The sequence below is a fragment of the Ruegeria sp. HKCCD7251 genome, assembly GCF_013031165.1.
GTDB lineage: Bacteria > Pseudomonadota > Alphaproteobacteria > Rhodobacterales > Rhodobacteraceae > Ruegeria.
Genome location: NZ_WPZC01000003.1, coordinates 328,800 through 346,780, shown reverse-complemented (window position 1 = coordinate 346,780; position 17,981 = coordinate 328,800). Strand labels below are relative to the sequence as shown.

At 57.4% G+C, this 17,981-nt stretch carries 19 protein-coding genes; 5 read left to right on the top strand and 14 right to left on the bottom strand.

What is annotated here, in order from left to right:
- Window positions 1-88: 88 nt before the first annotated feature.
- Window positions 89-925, top strand: a complete 837-nt coding sequence (locus GOX75_RS10885; protein ID WP_171122951.1) for a DUF547 domain-containing protein — start codon at window positions 89-91, stop codon at window positions 923-925.
- A 9-nt stretch (window positions 926-934) separates the two neighbouring features.
- Here the strand turns inward: GOX75_RS10885 and GOX75_RS10880 are convergent, their stop codons facing one another.
- Together GOX75_RS10880 and nth are read right to left on the bottom strand one after the other, a co-directional pair.
- Entirely contained in the window at window positions 935-1,924 is a 990-nt protein-coding gene (locus tag GOX75_RS10880; RefSeq protein ID WP_171122949.1) for an adenosine kinase, read from the bottom strand.
- Window positions 1,921-2,565, bottom strand: coding sequence for an endonuclease III (gene nth / locus GOX75_RS10875; RefSeq protein WP_171122947.1), 645 nt, complete (start codon window positions 2,563-2,565; stop codon window positions 1,921-1,923). The genes GOX75_RS10880 and nth overlap by 4 nt, the downstream gene beginning before the upstream one ends.
- 117 nt (window positions 2,566-2,682) lie before the next feature.
- Here nth and GOX75_RS10870 point away from each other — a divergent pair, with 117 nt between their 5' ends.
- On the top strand, window positions 2,683-3,525 hold the full coding sequence (locus tag GOX75_RS10870) for a bifunctional helix-turn-helix domain-containing protein/methylated-DNA--[protein]-cysteine S-methyltransferase (RefSeq protein WP_171122944.1): 843 nt from the start codon (window positions 2,683-2,685) through the stop codon (window positions 3,523-3,525).
- A 54-nt stretch (window positions 3,526-3,579) separates the two neighbouring features.
- On the opposite strand, the gene GOX75_RS10865 is transcribed toward GOX75_RS10870, so the two are convergent.
- Window positions 3,580-5,019 (bottom strand): aldehyde dehydrogenase family protein, encoded by a 1,440-nt coding sequence (locus GOX75_RS10865; protein WP_171122942.1) that lies wholly within the window; start codon window positions 5,017-5,019, stop codon window positions 3,580-3,582.
- 218 nt (window positions 5,020-5,237) lie between these two features.
- On the opposite strand from GOX75_RS10865, the gene GOX75_RS10860 reads away from it, so the two are divergent.
- The gene (locus GOX75_RS10860) at window positions 5,238-5,888 is read left to right on the top strand and encodes a peroxiredoxin (RefSeq protein ID WP_171122940.1); all 651 of its coding nucleotides are present in this window, start codon (window positions 5,238-5,240) and stop codon (window positions 5,886-5,888) included.
- 65 nt (window positions 5,889-5,953) lie between these two features.
- Here GOX75_RS10860 and GOX75_RS10855 read toward each other — a convergent pair whose 3' ends face one another.
- Window positions 5,954-6,676 carry a glycosyltransferase family 25 protein gene (locus GOX75_RS10855; RefSeq protein ID WP_171122938.1) on the bottom strand — a complete coding sequence of 241 codons (723 nt, stop codon included), beginning with the start codon at window positions 6,674-6,676 and terminating at the stop codon, window positions 5,954-5,956.
- Between the two features lie 278 nt (window positions 6,677-6,954).
- On the opposite strand from GOX75_RS10855, the gene GOX75_RS10850 reads away from it, so the two are divergent.
- Window positions 6,955-7,590: a DUF1326 domain-containing protein gene (locus GOX75_RS10850; protein ID WP_171122936.1), complete on the top strand. Its 636-nt coding sequence runs from the start codon at window positions 6,955-6,957 to the stop codon at window positions 7,588-7,590.
- Between the two features lie 56 nt (window positions 7,591-7,646).
- Here the strand turns inward: GOX75_RS10850 and pnp are convergent, their stop codons facing one another.
- Entirely contained in the window at window positions 7,647-9,794 is a 2,148-nt protein-coding gene (pnp, locus tag GOX75_RS10845) for a polyribonucleotide nucleotidyltransferase (protein ID WP_171122935.1), read from the bottom strand.
- A gap of 421 nt (window positions 9,795-10,215) precedes the next feature.
- On the opposite strand from pnp, the gene GOX75_RS10840 reads away from it, so the two are divergent.
- On the top strand, window positions 10,216-11,817 hold the full coding sequence (locus tag GOX75_RS10840; RefSeq protein WP_171122933.1) for a BCCT family transporter: 1,602 nt from the start codon (window positions 10,216-10,218) through the stop codon (window positions 11,815-11,817).
- 113 nt (window positions 11,818-11,930) lie between these two features.
- Here the strand turns inward: GOX75_RS10840 and GOX75_RS10835 are convergent, their stop codons facing one another.
- The 9 genes from GOX75_RS10835 to truB form a co-directional block, all read right to left on the bottom strand.
- Window positions 11,931-12,443, bottom strand: a complete 513-nt coding sequence (locus GOX75_RS10835) for a Hint domain-containing protein (RefSeq protein WP_171122931.1) — start codon at window positions 12,441-12,443, stop codon at window positions 11,931-11,933.
- Window positions 12,440-12,772 (bottom strand): Hint domain-containing protein, encoded by a 333-nt coding sequence (locus tag GOX75_RS10830; protein ID WP_171122929.1) that lies wholly within the window; start codon window positions 12,770-12,772, stop codon window positions 12,440-12,442. The genes GOX75_RS10835 and GOX75_RS10830 overlap by 4 nt, the downstream gene beginning before the upstream one ends.
- Before the next feature lie 135 nt (window positions 12,773-12,907).
- A complete protein-coding gene (locus tag GOX75_RS10825) occupies window positions 12,908-13,063 on the bottom strand; it encodes a hypothetical protein (protein ID WP_171122927.1) in 156 nt (51 codons plus the stop codon).
- A 225-nt stretch (window positions 13,064-13,288) separates the two neighbouring features.
- Window positions 13,289-13,945, bottom strand: coding sequence for a sulfotransferase family protein (locus tag GOX75_RS10820; RefSeq protein ID WP_171122925.1), 657 nt, complete (start codon window positions 13,943-13,945; stop codon window positions 13,289-13,291).
- A 100-nt stretch (window positions 13,946-14,045) separates the two neighbouring features.
- Window positions 14,046-14,675, bottom strand: a complete 630-nt coding sequence (locus GOX75_RS10815; RefSeq protein ID WP_171122923.1) for an outer membrane protein — start codon at window positions 14,673-14,675, stop codon at window positions 14,046-14,048.
- Window positions 14,676-15,008: 333 nt separating this feature from the next.
- Entirely contained in the window at window positions 15,009-15,278 is a 270-nt protein-coding gene (gene rpsO / locus GOX75_RS10810; protein WP_171122921.1) for a 30S ribosomal protein S15, read from the bottom strand.
- Window positions 15,279-15,424: 146 nt separating this feature from the next.
- Entirely contained in the window at window positions 15,425-16,408 is a 984-nt protein-coding gene (locus GOX75_RS10805) for a calcium-binding protein (RefSeq protein ID WP_171122919.1), read from the bottom strand.
- A 95-nt stretch (window positions 16,409-16,503) separates the two neighbouring features.
- Window positions 16,504-17,007 carry a DUF1643 domain-containing protein gene (locus tag GOX75_RS10800; RefSeq protein WP_171122917.1) on the bottom strand — a complete coding sequence of 168 codons (504 nt, stop codon included), beginning with the start codon at window positions 17,005-17,007 and terminating at the stop codon, window positions 16,504-16,506.
- A 20-nt stretch (window positions 17,008-17,027) separates the two neighbouring features.
- A complete protein-coding gene (truB, locus tag GOX75_RS10795; protein ID WP_171122915.1) occupies window positions 17,028-17,933 on the bottom strand; it encodes a tRNA pseudouridine(55) synthase TruB in 906 nt (301 codons plus the stop codon).
- Window positions 17,934-17,981: the final 48 nt, after the last annotated feature.

The following is a 17,981-nucleotide window of genomic DNA, read 5'->3' as shown; positions in this document are numbered from 1 at the left end:
CCTGTCCGGGGCTCGCCTCTAACTGTTGGGTATCCGTCAGACCTTGCTGCGTTGCCCAAGGTCCATCGTCAATGCCGGGGGGGCCTCAATGCGTTTAATACTGATCTTGCTGCTACCCCTGCTGGTCGCCTGCGCCAGTGTCGAGCGGTTGGCCCTGCCCGCTGCGGCCCCATTGCCGGACGGTGCCCTGACGCAATCTGCGCCACCGCCCGGTGCGCGAGTGGATCACATTGACTGGACCCTGTTCCTGAACCGCTATGTCGCTCCGGATGCGCAAGGAGTGAACCGAGTGGCTTATGGGCAGGTAACGCAGGCCGACAAGGTGCGGCTGGACGAGTATCTGACGGCGTTGCAAGCGGTGGACCCTGCCGCTCTGACCCGCGATCAGCAATTGGCCTATTGGATCAACATGTATAACGCGGTGACGGTGGATGTGATCCTTGAGAACTACCCCGTCGCCTCGATCCGCGACATCAAGGACGGGCCGCTGTCAATCGGGCCGTGGAACCGGCCTCTGGTGATGGTCGCGGGGCAAAACCTGACCCTGAACGACATCGAGCATCGCATCATCCGACCCAACTATGCCGAGCCGCGAATCCACTACGCGCTGAATTGTGCGGCTGTCGGCTGCCCCAACCTGATGAACCGCGCTTGGCAGGCCGAAACGCTGGAGCGTGATTTCGCCGCCGCCGAACATGAATATATCAACGGCCCGCGCGGGGTTCGGTTCAACGACAATGGCGGGCTGATCCTGTCCAAAATCTTCATCTGGTTCCGCGAAGATTTCGGACCGAACGAACAGGCGGTCTTAGCCTATATCCGAACCGTTGCCGATCCGGATCTGAAAACGCGCCTACAAGACGTGCGCCGCGTCAGCTCCTACAAATACGATTGGTCTCTGAACGACGCGGCAGCTGGTTTCTAACAGGCGGGGTCAGAGTAACCCTTCGGCCCGCAGCAATTCTTGCATGTTCGCCTCGGGGCGGGGGCCGATATGGCTGATCACTTCGCGGGCGCAGACATTGCCTATTTTAGCGCAGGTCTCGTAATCGCGGCCCGTGGCCATGCCAAACAGGAACCCGGCTGCGAACTGATCGCCCGCGCCAGTGGCATCGACGGGCACAACCTTTTCGACCGGAACATCAACCCGTTGCCCTTCATACAGCACCGTCACACCATCGCCTGACCGGGTACACACGACCAGAGGGCAAATGTCCGCGGTCTTTGCCAGTGCGTCTTCCAGATCGTCGGTTTCGAACAGGGATTTGATCTCGGCTTCGTTCCCGATGACGAAATCCAATTCGTTTTCGATCAACAGCAAGAAATCGACCCGGTGACGTTCCACGCAGAACGGGTCGGAAATTGCGATCCCGGCCTTGCCGCCGCCCTTGTGACAGGTGCGCGCGGCCTCAAGAAATGCGGCCTTGCCCTTTTCCTTGTCAAACAAATAGCCTTCAAGGAACATGATCTGGCTGTTGCCCGACACATCCGCAGACACGTCGGTCGAAGACAGCTCGGACGAAATCCCCAGATAAGTGTTCATCGACCGTTCCCCATCGGGCGAGACAAAGATCATCGAACGCGAGGTCGGCAGCTCGCCTCCTGGTACCGGAGGGTTGACGAAGTCGACGCCCTCTTCGTTCATCGCATCCGCATAGAACCGGCCCAAAGCGTCGTCATGCACACGCCCAATAAAGGCTGCATCCAGCCCCAGCGCCCCGGCCCCTGCGATGGTGTTGGCGACCGAACCGCCCGGCGTCTGCACCCGACCTTCCATCGAGGCATACAGCACCTCGCCGCGTTCCTGCTCGATCAGTTGCATGATGCCTTTTTCGATGCCCATCAGCTCCAGAAAGCTGTCATCGGCCTGAGAGATCACGTCCACGACGGCGTTGCCGATACCGGTAAGCTGATAGGTTTTCATAGGTTCTTGTCCTCAAATTCGCAGAGATCGCGGATGATACAGGTTCCGCACAGGGGTTTGCGCGCCTTGCAGTGATAGCGGCCATGCAAGATCAGCCAGTGATGCGCGTGCAATTGGAAATCGGCGGGGATGTTATCTTCGATTGCGCGCTCGACCGCGTCCACGGTTTTGCCGGGGCAAATGCCGGTGCGGTTGCCGACGCGGAAGATATGCGTATCCACCGCCTGTGCCGGTTGCCGCCACCACATGTTCAGAACTACATTGGCCGTCTTGCGCCCTACACCGGGCAGGGATTGCAGGGCGGCACGGGAATTGGGCACCTCGCCGCCATAGTCTTCGACCAGAATGCGGCTGAGTTTGATGACGTTCTTGGCTTTTTGGCGGAACAGGCCGATGGTCTTGATGTGTTCGATCAGGCCCTCTTCACCCAGATCCAGCATCTTTTGCGGGGTGTCGGCGATCTTGAACAATTCGCGCGTGGCCTTGTTGACACCCGCATCGGTCGCTTGCGCCGACAGCGCCACGGCCACGACAAGGGTATAGACGTTCACATGCTCAAGCTCGCCCTTGGGTTCGGGGTCGGCGTCCTGAAAGCGCGTAAAGATCCCGCGGATCGTGTGATAATCAAGTTGTTTTGCCATCCGCGCCTTAATGCCGCCCAAGGGCCGGTGACACAAGCCTAAAGCCAATGCGCAGGTTTCGGGTCGCCGGGGCGCTGTCACCGCGATATGGTTCGGGCAACATAAGAGGTGAGAGTCATGAATGTTCAAACCCCCGAAAGCGGATATCACTACAACGTCATGCGGCGCGCGATTGAACTGATTGATCAGGGCGGCGAATCCCTGTCTCTGGAAGAACTGGCCGATCAGATGGACATGAGCCCGGCCCATTTCCAGCGTCTGTTTTCACGCTGGACCGGGGTGTCACCGAAACGGTATCAGCAGTACCTGACGCTGGGCCACGCAAAAGCCCTGCTGCACGAGCGTTTCACCACGCTGGAAACCGCGCATAACGTGGGTCTGTCTGGCAGCGGTCGCCTGCATGATCTGTTCTTGAAATGGGAATCCATGAGTCCCGGCGAATACGCGCGCAAAGGCGCGGGTCTGACGATTTATTGGGGCTGGTTCGATTGCCCCTTTGGTCCGGCACTAGTGATGGGCACCGACAAGGGCATCTGCGGCATGGCGTTCGGTGCGGAAACTGGCGAGGCAGCCGCAATGGAGGACATGACGTCCCGCTGGCCCAAGGCGGATTACGTCGAGGATACCGAAAAGCTACGCCCGTGGGTCGAGGCATCGTTTGGGGCGAACCGTGGGGAAACTCCGCTGCATCTGATTGGCTCCCCCTTGCAGATCAAGGTTTGGGAGGCGCTGATGCATATCCCTTCGGGGCAGGTAACGACTTATTCCGAGATCGCGCAGCGGGTTGGGTCTCCGCAAGCGGTGCGTGCTGTTGGTACTGCGGTCGGGCGCAATCCGGTCAGTTGGCTGATTCCCTGCCACCGTGCTTTGCGTAAATCTGGCGGTCTGGGCGGCTATCACTGGGGCCTGCCCGTCAAACGCGCCATGCTGGCCTATGAGGCCGCGCAGGCGGAAGCCTGAAAACAAAGTGTGGCACCCTAGGGTGCCTCACAACTGGATTATGTCCGAATGCGGTTACTCGGCGGCCCAACCGCCGACAGCCTTGATCTCAAGGAAATCCTCAAGACCCCAGACGCCGCCTTCGCGTCCGTTGCCCGATTGTTTCATCCCCCCGAACGGAGACCCCGCGCTGCGTGACTGGCCGTTCATCTCGACCATTCCCGAACGCAGTTCCCGTGCCATGCGGTTGGCACGGCTTCCGTCCTGCGTCTGGACATAGTTTGTCAGGCCATACGGCGTGTCATTGGCGATCTCGACGGCTTCTTCCTCGGTATCGAAGGGGATCATGGTCAGAACCGGGCCAAAGATCTCCTCGCGCGCGATGGTCATCTGGTTATTGGCATCGGCAAAAACTGTGGGACGGACATAATAGCCTTTGTTCAGACCTTCAGGCCGACCGGTGCCGCCCGCTACAAGGCGCGCGCCTTCGTCGATGCCTTTCTGGATCAGATCCTGAATCTTGTTCCACTGAAGCTCGTTCACCACGGGGCCAATGTGCCGCCCTTCTTCCTGAGCGTTCCCGACCGAAACCATGTTGGCAACTTGCGCGGCAGTCTCGACCGCCTGATCGTAGATCGGGCGTTGCACCAGCATACGGCTGGGGGCGTTACAGCTTTGGCCGGTGTTGTTCATCATATGCAGCACGCCGCGCTTAACGGCCTTTTCATCGGCATCGGCAAAGACGACGTTTGCGCCCTTGCCGCCCAGTTCAAGATGCACTTTCTTCAAGGTATCTGCGGCGTTCTTTGAGATCGCGGTGCCCGCGCGGGTCGAGCCGGTGAAGCTGATCATATCCACATCTGGATGCGCCGACAGTTGCGATCCCACGCCCACACCATCGCCATTCACTAGGTTGAACACGCCTGCCGGGAACCCGGCCTCGTCCATCATCTCGGCAAAGATCATCGCGTTCAGCGGGCTTTGCTCGGACGGTTTCAGCACCATGGTGCAGCCCGCAATCGCAGCCGCGCCCACCTTGAGTGTGATCTGGTTCATCGGCCAGTTCCAGGGTGTGATCAGGGCGGCGACGCCCACAGCTTCATAGATGATCCGGTCGTTGGGGGCGTGATCCCCCAAGGGGCGTTCGAACTGAAACGCCTTGGCTGCACGGACGAAATTTTTCAGGTGATAGACACCGGCGCCAGACTGCTGCGTGCGCGCCATATCAATCGGAGCACCCATTTCCAGAGACATGGCTTGCGCCAGATCTTCCGAGCGCGACAGGTAGATCTCGACCAGCTTTTCAACCAGCGCAATGCGCTCTTGCACCGGGGTTGCCATCCAGCCGGGCAGGGCGGCTTTGGCGGCAGCGACTGCGGCGTTGGTATCGTCGGCGCCTCCAAGTGAAATCACCGCGCAGGGGTCTTCGGTCGAGGGGTTGATGACCTCAAAATCGTTGGCCTGTGCCGGGGCGACCCACTGGCCGTTAATATAGAAGTTCCGCTTGTCGATCATGGCTCCACCTTTCCACAAATATTCTCCGACCACCCGGTCGGTTTTGTGGGCACTTTGTCACCCCGGTCAGCAAGGGGCAAGGGGGCAATTCCAAATGCGCGACCGTATGAGTAACGCAGTTTTGTCACTCAGCCTCAAATGATTGGTTTAACTTGTCGGCAAAGTGACTAAATTTGCGTCAGCCGATTTCGGCTTATCAGCAGGAAAGGAGACGCCCCATGGGTTTGCGCATTAACGACACCGTCCCGAATTTCACTGCAGAAACGGATCAGGGAACCATTCAGTTTCACGACTGGATTGGTGACAGCTGGGCCATTCTGTTTTCGCACCCCAAGGATTTCACCCCGGTCTGCACCACCGAATTCTCGGCCGTGGCCCAACTGAATGATGAATGGGCTGCACGGAATACCAAAGTTCTGGGTGTGTCCGTCGACGGCGTCGAGGACCACAAAAAGTGGAAGAAAGACATCGAAGCTTATGGCAATGCCAACCCCGGTTTCCCGATCATCGCGGATGACGGGCTGGCCGTTTCGAAAGCTTTCGACATGCTGCCAGCCGAAGCGTACCTGCCGGATGGCCGCACACCGGCTGACAGCGCCACGGTCCGTTCGGTCTTTATCATTGGCCCTGACAAGCAACTGAAGCTGTCGATGACCTATCCGATGACCGTAGGCCGTAACTTTGCAGAAATCCTGCGCGCCTTGGACGGCTTGCAAATGAGCGCCAAGGGCGTAGCAACTCCGGCCAACTGGATTCCGGGCGAAGACGTGATCATTCCACCAGCGGTTTCGAACGAAGAAGCCAAGGAAAAGTTTGGTGAGTTTGAGACGATCTTCCCTTACCTGCGCAAAACCAAGGCGCCCAGCTAAGACAGAGGGCGGGGCTAAATGCCCCGCTTATCCGCTGTGCGCATAGGTTCGATCTTATGCGCTGGTCATGCCGCGGGTCGCTGCGGGTGTTGATAAAGCTTCGCGCGGTAAGCGGCGCGCTTGAACTCTCGGGAAATTTTGTCACCAAGTGGGGGGCGGGTTTGAATCGTGGACCCACCGATCTCGTTGGCGACCTCCTGATTGCCGCTGCCTAGCAGCGCCAGAATCGGCTGGCCCGTCAACCAGTGCATTTGTAGGAACGTGTCAATCGGGCGGTCGATTTTTTTGGTGGCCTCAAGCAGCCGCTCGGCCGCACGACGTCCGACCAACTGACACACGCATTGCAATCCGATCACCTTGGGCAGGATCAGTCGCATGTCGTTGCGCCGGGCCAGCACCTGCGCCGCAATTTCGCGCTGCTTTACCGGAATGCGGATGTAATGGTCGGGTGTCGCGATCGGGGTGAGCATCTTCAGCGCCTCGTCCATCCGGCAGGGGTCAACGCGCAGGTCGTCCTCGGTAATGATGGCCAGGTCGATCTTTTCATCCACCAGCTTCTGCCAGATTCGGCGGTGGCTTTCGAACACTCCGATTTCTGCTGGTCGCAAATTGAACGGGTATTCGGGACGATGCAAATTGCCGGGAAACAACTCTACATCTGCGATCTGGTCAGAATTGCGACCATTCACTGCCTCGAATAGTTCGGCGTTTGGCAGACTAGCGCAAAGCTTTTCTGCGTTGGGCCGCCGGGCCGTACTTGAGGACATGTGAATAACAAAAGAGCGCATGCACAAGTGCATAGAACACGCACGCAATCTGGGAAAGAGAAACCAGAGGGTAAGAAGGGCAAAATACAACTATAGGTCCGGTCAGGTACAGAAATTCCCTCAGGACTTGTGCGATTGATCTGTCACATGGTCTGAAAGACCTTGTTTGGCACCGAACTGGCAGGTGCGCCTCGGTTCGTGAATCCGACCTTTTGTGATAGGGTATGGCGATTGAGCTGACGAACAGGCACACGGCCACAAACATCGAGCGTTCACACTGTGCACTACAGGAGAAGACGATGGCATTTACAGATTGGTATGTCGAAGGTGAGGCTTTTGGGAACTGCAACTGCGGCTATGCCTGCCCTTGTCAGTTCGAAGAATTGCCTACACACGGGAACTGCCGTGGATTTGAAGTTCTGGAAATTTCAAAGGGGCATTTTGGCGATACGAACCTTGTCGGGGCGAAAGCCGCACTAATTTATGCGTGGCCCGGTCCGATTTTTGAAGGCGGCGGCGAGATGCAGGTTATCATCGATCCAAGCGCCTCGGATGCGCAGCGCGCGGCGCTGGAAAAGGTCTTCCACGGTGAAGAGACCGAAGAAATGGCGACCCATTGGTTCGTCTTTCGGGCGATGTGCAAAACCGTTCACGAGACGCTGTATTTGCCAATTGATTTCGAGATGGACATGGAGAGGCGCACGGCCAGTGTTACCATCGGCGATGTGCTCAGCTCGACCGGACGACCGATTCAGGCCCCGCACGGCGGAGGAGAGCACCGGGTGCGGATCGACATCCCCGGTGGGATCGAATTCACTCTGGCGGAAATTGGCAATGCATCGACCAAAGCGAATGCGGCGATCAAACTGGATTTGAACGACAGCTTTGGACAATGGCATATTATGAAGCATGGGCCGTCCGGCGTGGCCCACTAAACAAAAGACCCCGGCCATAACCGGGGTCTTTCATTATTTAAGAAAAGAGTTCCCGATTACTCGGTGTCTTCTTTCTTTTCTTTCTTCTCAGGCACGATCTCTTCGCCGGTTTCCTGATCGACCACTTTCATCGACAGGCGGACCTTGCCGCGATCGTCAAAGCCCAGCAGCTTGACCTTAACTTCCTGACCTTCTTTCAGAACATCCGACGGATGGTTCAGACGGCGGTTTTCGATCTGAGATACGTGGACCAGACCGTCGCGCTTGCCAAAGAAGTTCACGAAGGCACCGAAGTCGACGATCTTGACCACTTTACCAGTGTAGATCTGACCTTCTTCCGGCTCGGCCACGATCGAATAGATCATGTCATAGGCCTTTTGGATCGATTCACCATCCGGTGACGCGATCTTGATGACGCCGTCGTCGTTGATGTCGACCTTGGCACCCGAAACTTCGACGATCTCGCGGATGACCTTACCGCCCGAGCCGATCACTTCGCGGATCTTGTCGGTTGGGATGTTCATGGTCTCGATGCGCGGGGCGTGGACCGAGAATTCGTTGGTCTCGGACAGGGCTTTGCCCATCTCGCCCAGAATGTGCATCCGGCCGTCCTTGGCCTGTGCCAGGGCTTTCTCCATGATCTCGGGTGTGATGCCCGCAACCTTGATGTCCATCTGCAGCGAGGTGATGCCGTTTTCGGTACCCGCCACTTTGAAGTCCATGTCGCCCAGGTGGTCTTCGTCACCCAGAATGTCCGACAGGATGGCATAGTTGCCGTCATCTTCCAGGATCAGGCCCATGGCCACACCAGCAACCGGCGCTTTCAGCGGAACGCCCGCATCCATCATCGACAGCGAACCGCCGCAGACCGAAGCCATCGAGCTGGAGCCGTTCGATTCAGTGATTTCGGACACGATACGGATCGTGTAGGGGAAGTCGGTCGCCGCAGGCAGAACCGCCTGAAGCGCACGCCATGCCAGCTTGCCGTGGCCGATCTCGCGACGGCCGGGGCCACCAACGCGGCCAACTTCACCAACCGAATACGGAGGGAAGTTGTAGTGCAGCAGGAAGTTCGATTTGAAGTTGCCGTGCAGCGCGTCGATGAATTGTTCATCGTCACCGGTGCCCAGCGTGGTCACGGCCAGCGCCTGCGTTTCGCCACGGGTGAACAGGGCCGAACCGTGGGTCCGCGGCAGCATCGAGGTTTCTGCAACGATCGAACGGATATCGGTGGTCGAGCGACCGTCGATGCGCTTGCCGCCTTTGACGACGTCGCCACGCAGAATGCCAGCTTCCAGCTTTTTCATCGCGGAACCGAGGTTAGCGTCTTCCAACTGTTCCTCGGTCAGGGCTTCTTTGATCGTTTCACGGGCGGCGGCAACAGCGGCGGTGCGCTCTTGCTTGTCGGTGATTGCGAAGGCGGCGCGCATCTGCTCTTCGCCAGCGGCCGAAACAGCAGCATAGAGGTCCGCATAGTCGGGTGCTGCGAATTCAAACGGCTCTTTGGCGGCGTCTTCGGCCAGAGCGATGATCAGGTCGATGACCGGCTGGATCTGCTCATGCGCGAAGGTCACGGCGCCCAGCATTTCGGACTCAGACAGCTCGTAAGCTTCCGATTCCACCATCATCACGGCGTCTTTGGTGCCGGCCACAACCAGATCCAGACGCTGTTCGGGGTTCAGGCGCAGGTCCTGCATGTCGTCTACGGTTGGGTTCAGGACGTATTCGCCATCCACGAAACCAACACGGGCACCGGCGATCGGGCCCATGAAAGGCGCACCGGAAATGGTCAAAGCAGCCGAGGCCGCGATCATCGCCACGATGTCGGGATCGTTGACCAGATCGTGAGACAGCACGGTGCACATGACCAGAACTTCGTTTTTGAAGCCGTCAACGAACAGCGGGCGGATCGGACGGTCGATCAGACGCGCGGTCAGCGTCTCTTTCTCGGTCGGGCGCGCCTCGCGCTTGAAGAAGCCACCCGGAACCTTACCGGCGGCATAGTATTTTTCTTGGTAGTGCACGGTCAGCGGGAAAAAGTCCTGACCGGGCTTTTGTTGCTTGGCAAAGGTCACGTTCGCCATGACGCTGGTTTCGCCCAGCGTGGCGATCACGGTGCCGTCCGCCTGACGGGCAACCTTGCCAGTTTCCAGTGTCAGCGTCTCTTCGCCCCACTGCATTGATTTCTTTGTTTCATCAAACATTTGCGTATCCTAAAAGGGAGCACTCCCGGCCCTCCGGGTCTCCCGTTTTGCATGGCGGCCCCATTGCCGCCGACCCCATTTTATCTTCCGTTCGAGTGCCGGGGTCAGGGCACAACGTCTCAGATACCCGCGCGCATACATGAGATTGCAGCCAAAGGAAAGCGAAACCGCATAGTGGGGCAATTGACGGCAATCCGACCCATCGGAACAGAGTTGCCGAACATACCAGGCTTTCGTTCGAATTTGTTTGTACAAATGCGGCAATTCGAATGCATTTTGCAAAAATATGATGTCAGTGTAAGCTGTTATCACTGAACCCGCGGTCGAAAAGACGGAAACGCGCCAAGGGGGTACAATACTCATATCCGTCAGTCGACCGAATACCTTGGCGTTTGCACCTAGCGGACAGAGGGGCAGTCGAATGGCTCAGACGAAGAAAATGCTGGATCCGGATCCTCGGATCTATGACTTTGAAACCGAATACGAACTTGGGCAGGATAACGTCCGACCCTTCGGTTTGGACATCCATAACCCGGTATTCCTGATCTCAAGTATCCTCATATTTGCGTTCGTTCTGATCGCATTGGCCAATCAAGAGGCCGCAGCGACGTTCTTTGGATGGCTCCGGCCATGGCTGACCAGTACGTTCGATTGGTTCCTTGTTCTTTCCGTGGATGCAATCACCCTGTTTTGTTTGGCGCTAATCGTCTTGCCCGTTGGCAAGGTACGGATCGGCGGCAAAGACGCCAAACCCGATTATTCCTATGCGGGCTGGATTGCGATGATGTTCGCAGCCGGGATCGGGATCGGCTTGTTGTTCTTCGGTGTGATGGAGCCGGTTTATTACAACTTTGCCGAGGGCGGAAACGCAGTTCCATTGGGAATTGATATCGCGGTGCCCGGTAATGAGTATGCCGGTGTTGTCGGTACGATCCACCATTGGGGGCTTGAGGGCTGGGCCGTCTACGCCGCCGTCGGCCTTGCACTGGCCATCTTCAGCTACAACCTTGGCTTGCCATTGACCCTACGGTCGGCCTTCTACCCGATCCTTGGCGAGCGCGTGTGGGGTTGGTGGGGTCATATCATTGATACCCTGGCTGTTTTCGCCACGCTGTTCGGTCTGACAACCTCGCTTGGATTGGGTGCGCAGCAGGTGGCCGCGGGCCTTTATGAGGTGTTCGGCATCGAACCCAGCCCGACAGTTGTGGTGCTGCTGATCATCGGAATCACGATGATTGCTCTGGGATCGGTCCTTTTGGGCATGGATGCAGGTGTCAAACGGCTGAGTGAGATCAACATGATCATGGCCGTTGGTTTGTTCCTGTTCGTGATCGCGGTCACCGGTGTTGGAACAGCCATTGCGCGGTATTTCAACGTCATGACAGATTACGTGCTGCACTTACCGGCCTTGTCCAACCCGTTCGGGCGAGAAGATACCAGCTATTTCCACGGCTGGACGACCTTCTACTGGGCTTGGTGGATTGCATGGTCGCCGTTTGTGGGCATGTTCATCGCCCGTATCTCGAAGGGCCGCACAGTGCGAGAGTTCGTTATCTGCGCGTTGCTGGCACCCACGGCGGTTTGCGCCCTTTGGATGTCTACTTTCGGCGGTGCCGCGATTGACATGCTGAACGCAGGCGGAGCGGAAGGTGTCCGCGCCACCGTGATCGACAGCTATGCCCCCGAAGGCGCGCTGTTTGGCTTCCTGAAAGAGCTTCCGCTTTATGGTATCGTCGCACCGATCGCGTTGATCCTGATCGTGGTGTTCTTTGTGACCTCGTCGGATTCCGGTTCGCTGGTGATCGACACGATCACCGCGGGCGGCAAGATGGATGCTCCGGTGATTCAGCGCGTGTTCTGGTGCACACTGGAAGGGCTGGTTGCAATCGCGCTCTTGCTGGGCGGTGGATTGGTTGCCCTTCAGGGTGCGGCGGTCTCGACCGGTATTCCGTTTACGATGGTTGTTCTGATCATGTGCTATTGCCTCTGGCTGGCGCTGAAGTCAGAGAAAGCCAAGATGTAACAACGTTCGAATGAAATCAGAAACGCCCGTCATTTGGCGGGCGTTTTTTTGGTTAAAGACTGCGCAATGAGAAGTAACCCGCACTTGAAGGCCGCGATTGGGTCAGTTGCCGCCTAGTTCTGAGCCGAGGACGCAAGGCCGTCAATAAGGGGTTTGTTATTGGCCCGGTGCCGTTCCACCAGCTTTCGCACCTGTTTGCCCTTCTGCGGGATATATCGAGCGGAATGTGTCTGGAATTGCGGCTCGCAGCATTCGGGAAACAGCTCCAGAATCTCTTTTCTGGAATCCTCGGGGACGGATTTCAAAGCCTCCGGCCCGGTAAACAGGCTTTCGGTCGGTGCCCCGTTGGACCAGATGATTTCATGCGCATCGAACAGGATGTGGAAATACTCCACCCCATCCGGTGTCGCCTTCAGAGTTTCCACACCGTCCAGAGAAATCAGCTTTTTCGCCGGGATCAGGACGTCCTTGCGTTCGAACATGCGCAAGGCGACAACCGACGAAACAAGAACGCGGTGTTGCGGTGAAACAATCAAGTCCCGCTTGGGGTAACCGACCCCCAGCGCGTTCGCCCTGATTACAATGGGTTTGAGCCTTGGCTGGGCGTCAAGCTCGGCCCGGGTCAACGCGCGCGACCCGATCCAGCGAATAGGCTAAAGCCGTTGTCAAAGGTCAGAATCTGATCCGAGATTTTCAGGTCTTCAACTGCGACGGGGCCTTCGCGGGTCTCAATTAGTGTTCCGGCCGCAAAACACAGGACGTCGATAAATTCGCCGGCCGCGTTTGTGGGGCCTGTTTCTGACTGGTCAATCTCAATTGTGTTGTCGCTGCTGTCATTCCAGGCCGCTGCAATTGCGTCCGTGTTGACGGTCAGCCCGTTGAACAATTGCAGCGGGACCAGCGGACCGTTGTCTTCCTTTACACCGTACAGTTCGATGGTGCCGTCGGGGCTCACCTCCAGGCGGACGACGGGTTCGCCGTTGGTATTGCCAAGCTGCCAGACGGCGGGCGTGTCAATTTCGTACCGGTCGCCATCGGCAAACTGGACAGTCTGCCCTTCCGTTTGGACAATTTGGAACTGAAGTTCGTTCTACGCGCCCGCTGGCCCGCCTATGAACAGGTCAACATCGTTGATCCGAATGCTGAAGCTGTTGTCCAGTGTGTCAAAATCAATGACGAAACCGTCACCTGCGGACGTATCCGTAAACGTGGCGGAGTCACCGTTTGCGATGCTGAAATTTGCCATTTGAGGGTCGACCAGTCCTGAGAATCTAAACGAGAACAAAAAACTTTGTTCCCTTGTTTGACGAACCGACTAATGGCCCATCCCGGAGCGTTCGAAAAGAGTGTTCCTACAATTACCTTGCAGAAATTTTTGAAAAATCTCTTAAGTTTCTATGTTTTAAGTATGCCTTTAGGCGATTGTGCCGGACGGGCTCAGTGGCGGCCTTGTTGGCGCTACGGACTGTAGTTAGGACTGCCCGAGCCGTCCAAATAAACCCGGTTTTTCACGGTGGCGTCCATCTTCGAACGCATAATTGAACACATCGATGTCCGGGGCGTACACGCGGCCAACAATGTCGCGGGTTTCCTGGTCATAGTAATCCCGATAATCCGTGCGCTTCGACTGTTTGCGGTGCCGAATAACGAGGCGCCGCATTCCGATCTGTTTCAGTGCCTTGCGAAGGTCGTCATCAAACCGTTCGAAACGCCCGACAAAGTCCAGGGGCATGTTTCCTGATGCGTCGGTCAGGTACAGATATTGCGGTTGAAAATAGCGGATTTGCAGAAACTTTTCGGGGTCTTGGGAAAGGGCCTGCGCGAATTCTTTGAACGACCCATGTTCAGTTACCTCGGTGATTTCGGGCCGCCTTTGACACACGTAGTGATACCCTGAAACAAAGCGGTCCCATGGATTGCGCACAAAGCTGAACTTGAAATAGTCATTGGCGTCGGCGCCCAACAGGTCAAAGTACTGAGAGATATAGTCGATATTTTTGTCGCGCGGGTCGCGCGGATTGACTTGCCGCCCAAAAAAGCGGTCCCGTTTCAGAACCGTAGTCACAGTTGATCCGCCGGATTTGGGGATGTGGACGAAGATCACCTTGATGTTCGGAAAAATGGGCATCGGTTTTCCCTTGGAGCGCGGCTGTACGAGCTTGCCAGACCGAGCCGAGTGCCTGTTTCGGGCCGTCAGGATTATGGACCTGCCGGACGTTTTGTGCGCGTCAGAATCGATAGGCGACGCGTGCCGTGATGGTGCTCAGGTCAAAATCCGAGTCGTTTGGTGCGTCGTCAAAATCGCCGCTCACATCACGATAGGTGTAGTCTGCACCGGCAAACCAGCGGTCGTTGAAGTTGTACTCCATACCCAAGCCGATGTTGAAGCCGTCCAGCGTTGTCTGGCTTTCCCTGTCAAATTGCGCACTTGGGTGGACCCGCAATCTGGACCATGACCAACCCAAAGCGCCGTAGAACATGAAATCGCCGTTCACGTACCCAACCCGGCCACGAAGGTCAGCGAAATCCATCACTTCCCGCGTTTCGGGGTCGCCCTTTTCGACGACATGAGACAGGTTCGAATACCGGACTTCAGCGCCATAGATCATATCGCCGCGCTGCATGTTATAGCCAAACAGCGCACCAAAGCTGCGGCCGTTGTCGGGATCGAACGAGGCATTTCTTGTACCGCCGGACAGAACCGGAAAATCCGTTGTTCCGTCTGCTGCGGCCGCGCCAATTTCAAGCCCCGCATAGACACCCTCAAACGCGCTTGCGGCAGACGTGCTATCCGCGTGGGCCGCGTCAGGAACGGCTTGCACCAGTGGTATCAGGGACAAGAGGGCAAACTTCCTCATCCAAACTCTCCTTAAACAATTACGCAAATTACAAGATGACTTGTGTCAGGGCTGAGGGGAATCATAGGGCAGCCGCCCGGAGTGGAAAAGAAAATGTAGAAAACGTTAAGATTTTAGGCGGGTGTTGGTGCCAAAAAACAAGACATCGGCTCGCGATCAGCGGTCCTGCGGTGCCGCTTTAGGAATTCCGAGGTTTTGGCAGATGTCCCGGTTCGGTTGCGGTTATCGAATCGCAGCCTGAACTTGTCTATGGGCCAAACAAAAACGCCCACCGCTTGGTGGGCGTTAAAGTCAAAAATCCGGGGTTTCGAACCCGAAAACACCAGTTGGTGTTTAGCGGCGGATGCCCAGTTTCTGGATCAGGTCCTGGTAACGCGCTTCTTCCTTGCCCTTCAGGTAGTCCAGCAGCTTACGGCGCTGGGCGACCATTTTCAGCAGACCGCGACGACCGTGGTTGTCTTTTTTGTGGGTCTTGAAGTGCTCGGTCAGGGTGTTGATGCGCGAGGTCAGGATTGCAACCTGCACTTCAGGCGAACCGGTGTCGCCGTCTTTGGTTGCGAATTCTTTCATGACGCGTGCTTTTTCAGCGGCAGTAATCGACATCGGGGTCTCCTTGTAAAAGGTTAAGGTTGATGGCGCAGGCCGGGATGTCGTCCAGCGCAGGCCCATGGAGAAAACCGCACCGATTCCGGCACGGATGCGCGCGTATAAGCGGAATTGGGATGAATGGCAAAGGGATTCTGTGCGGCTTAACCTGTCGCCGCCAGTTGCGCCAGATCTCCTTCTGCGATCAGTTGGATATCATTGGTGGTCAGCTCGTCGGCGTGCAGCAACTGCGCGACGTGCTGGCCGTTGATCGAGACATTGGTCAGCGTGTCATCCTCGGGGTCCGGCTCGATCCTTATGTCGGGGTCTTCTTCACCCTCCCATGAGATCAGCAACTTGTCCTGCCCCGGCTGGAAATCCATGACAGTGATCGCTTGTTCCTGCTGATCCGTCACAACAACATCGTCGCCGCCAGTTACAATATCTTTGCCATCAGCCAATATGGTGTCATTTCCATCACCGCCGTTCAGAAAATCCGCAGTATCGTCCGAACCTATCAGGACGTCGTCACCATCATCACCGAACAGGACGTCCTGTCCCGCGCCACCGTCCAGATGATCGTCGCCATAGCCGCCATGCAGAGCATCGGCGCCTTTACCTCCGATCAGGGTGTCGTTGTCCTGTCCGCCATATAGCTCGTCCTCACCCGTGCCGCCGTCCAGAATGTCGTCGCCGAGATGCCCAAACAGCGCATCGTTCCCCTCACCCCCCGCTATTTGATCTGCCCCGCCTTCCCCGTGCAGGACATCATTGCCATCTTTGCCAAGAAGGAGGTCCTCACCTTCGCCGCCGTGCAGAGTGTCGTCACCTTCCTCGCCTGCAACAGTATCGTTGCTACTGTACCCGTTGATTTGGTCGTCGCCATCCTGCCCAGCCAGGATGTCTGGACCCTCTGAGCCTGCAATAATCAGATCACCCTGGAATTCGGATATCACTGTCCCTGTCGAGGGTTCAGCAGGGATGTCTCCGGTTTCGTCAACATCCAACAGGTTGCCTTCTGAAACCTCCTGCGGCTCATCCTCGATGGTTTCCTCGTCTTCAAGGTCTATGTCGCCCTCAAAAACATCACCAATCGCATAGGCTGCGCCGCCAACTGCGGCGAGGCCCAGCAATCTGAAAAGAAACATGACATCCCTCCGCAAACTTGCTGCATCAAGGGGAATTTGTCTCATGTTGCCATGTGGTTGGTCAAAGCCGAGCTGGTCTTGTGGTTAACCCTTGATCACCATGGTTCGGGCTGTTGGGTATAGGCAATATAGAGCGGATGCTTGGGATGGCCGTCCTTGGTCAGCCCCAGATGGAACAGCGGCTGCCCGGTGCCGCGCAGCAGGGTTTCGACCGCCGGGCCGCGATCAAGATGGGCGCCGTGGGCGCCCCAAGCGGCGATGATCTGATCGGCCCATTGCACACCATCCAGAATGGCTGCGTCATTTTTCGGCCCAACTGGATCGGCGGCGGCGCGCATTTTGCGCGGGTCGGTGTTGCGCCATGCAAAGATGTTCGTGACCTGAAACGCACCAAACCCCAGCGCCCGAGCGCGGCGTTCGCAGCGTTCAACCGTAGGGTCGTTCTGCACCTCGGTCGCAGTGGACGGGTTCAGCATCACGAACAACGCTTTGCGCCCGTCCGCATCCCACACGCGGGTCAGGCTATAACGGTAGTTTTCGCAATCGGAGTAGACGGCTGTCGAGGGCGCATCCCCCTTGATATGCGTTCGGGTAATCATGCCCCCGCCTAGCACGGTGTTTAGGTGACGAACACCCGGCTGGGGTGCAATTCGCCGGATTTATAGATGCCGACCGCTACGGCCTTACCATCCAAAGACGCCCACGCCTCATCGCCGTATTCCACGTCCGAGGCCAGCACCATGCCCGGATTGCCGTTGCGCAGGCGTGTGGCACCCTCGGGGGTGCATTTCAACTCGGGCAGGTCGGCGAGGCCGGTTTCTAGCGGGTGCAGGTAGTCGTCCAAGGCGGTGGTCTTGGCCATCTCGTCGATCTGTTCGATGCTTAGTCCATCTTCAACCTCGAACGGGCCGGACCAGATGCGGCGCAGCTCTTTCACATGTCCGTGGCATCCCAGCGCCGCGCCCAGATCGCGGGCGATCGAGCGGACGTAGCCGCCTTTGCCGCAGGTCATCTCCAGCACCACATGGTCTTCATCAGGGCGGTCGACAAGGATCAGCTCCTCAACCCAAAGCGGCCGGGCGGACAGTTCCACATCTTCTCCATCGCGGGCCAGCTTATAGGCGCGCTGGCCGTCGATCTTCACGGCCGAGAACTTGGGCGGCACTTGCATGATATCACCCAGAAACGGCGTCAGCGCCTGCTTGATATCGTCATCCGTGGGGCGTGCATCGCTTTGCGCAATCACCTCGCCCTCGGCATCGTCGGTGTTGGTGGCCTGACCCAAACGCACGGTGAAGGTGTAGGCTTTCAACGCATCGGTGATATATGGAACGGTCTTGGTCGCCTCACCCAGTGCAACGGCCAGAACGCCGGTTGCTTCGGGGTCCAGCGTCCCCGCGTGGCCCGCTTTCTTGGCATCCATCGCCCAACGCACCTTGTTCACCACTGCGGTCGAGGTCATGCCCGCGGGCTTGTCCACCACCAGCCAACCGGAAATGTCGCGGCCCTTGCGTTTGCGTCCCATGTCTTACCTTGAATCTTGCTAAGGCGCGCGAGTTAGCGGATCACAAAA

Coding starts and splice junctions, on each gene's coding strand:
- GOX75_RS10850 (WP_171122936.1), top strand. CDS start 6,955: ATGGCATTTACAGATTGGTATGTCGAAGGTGAGGCTTTTGGGAACTGC.
- pnp (WP_171122935.1), bottom strand. CDS start 9,794: ATGTTTGATGAAACAAAGAAATCAATGCAGTGGGGCGAAGAGACGCTG.
- GOX75_RS10805 (WP_171122919.1), bottom strand. CDS start 16,408: ATGTTTCTTTTCAGATTGCTGGGCCTCGCCGCAGTTGGCGGCGCAGCC.
- nth (WP_171122947.1), bottom strand. CDS start 2,565: ATGGCAAAACAACTTGATTATCACACGATCCGCGGGATCTTTACGCGC.
- GOX75_RS10860 (WP_171122940.1), top strand. CDS start 5,238: ATGGGTTTGCGCATTAACGACACCGTCCCGAATTTCACTGCAGAAACG.
- rpsO (WP_171122921.1), bottom strand. CDS start 15,278: ATGTCGATTACTGCCGCTGAAAAAGCACGCGTCATGAAAGAATTCGCA.
- GOX75_RS10880 (WP_171122949.1), bottom strand. CDS start 1,924: ATGAAAACCTATCAGCTTACCGGTATCGGCAACGCCGTCGTGGACGTG.
- GOX75_RS10820 (WP_171122925.1), bottom strand. CDS start 13,945: ATGCCCATTTTTCCGAACATCAAGGTGATCTTCGTCCACATCCCCAAA.
- GOX75_RS10865 (WP_171122942.1), bottom strand. CDS start 5,019: ATGATCGACAAGCGGAACTTCTATATTAACGGCCAGTGGGTCGCCCCG.
- GOX75_RS10855 (WP_171122938.1), bottom strand. CDS start 6,676: ATGCGCTCTTTTGTTATTCACATGTCCTCAAGTACGGCCCGGCGGCCC.
- GOX75_RS10815 (WP_171122923.1), bottom strand. CDS start 14,675: ATGAGGAAGTTTGCCCTCTTGTCCCTGATACCACTGGTGCAAGCCGTT.
- GOX75_RS10840 (WP_171122933.1), top strand. CDS start 10,216: ATGGCTCAGACGAAGAAAATGCTGGATCCGGATCCTCGGATCTATGAC.
- GOX75_RS10870 (WP_171122944.1), top strand. CDS start 2,683: ATGAATGTTCAAACCCCCGAAAGCGGATATCACTACAACGTCATGCGG.
- GOX75_RS10800 (WP_171122917.1), bottom strand. CDS start 17,007: ATGATTACCCGAACGCATATCAAGGGGGATGCGCCCTCGACAGCCGTC.
- GOX75_RS10885 (WP_171122951.1), top strand. CDS start 89: ATGCGTTTAATACTGATCTTGCTGCTACCCCTGCTGGTCGCCTGCGCC.
- truB (WP_171122915.1), bottom strand. CDS start 17,933: ATGGGACGCAAACGCAAGGGCCGCGACATTTCCGGTTGGCTGGTGGTG.
- GOX75_RS10825 (WP_171122927.1), bottom strand. CDS start 13,063: ATGGCAAATTTCAGCATCGCAAACGGTGACTCCGCCACGTTTACGGAT.